This window comes from Endozoicomonas sp. OPT23, assembly GCF_009653635.1.
Lineage (GTDB): Bacteria > Pseudomonadota > Gammaproteobacteria > Pseudomonadales > Endozoicomonadaceae > Endozoicomonas_A.
In genome coordinates, this window is the sequence record NZ_PPFD01000023.1 from 1 (window position 1) to 227 (window position 227).

Here is a 227-nt window from a genome sequence, read left to right on the forward strand (position 1 = left end):
AACTCAACCTGCTGGCCTTCAGCCAGAGTCTTGAAGCCGTCGCCAACGATCTGACGGAAATGGGCAAACACGTCAGGACCGTTTTCCTGAGCGATGAAACCAAAACCTTTCTCTTCGTTGAACCACTTAACAGTACCGGTAGTAGTAGACATAATCATATCCTGAAATTTTCAAACTGTTTTTAAAACAGCCTTAACAAAAGTGTGCCTGCACTGTTTTGACAACAG

The 227-nt window shown here is 44.1% G+C and carries 1 protein-coding gene; it reads right to left on the minus strand.

The features are described 5' to 3' along the window. Positions 1 to 152, minus strand: a 152-nt coding sequence (locus tag EOPP23_RS21285) for a cold-shock protein (RefSeq protein WP_153768004.1), incomplete at its 3' end; no start/stop codon positions are given. Positions 153 to 227: the final 75 nt, after the last annotated feature.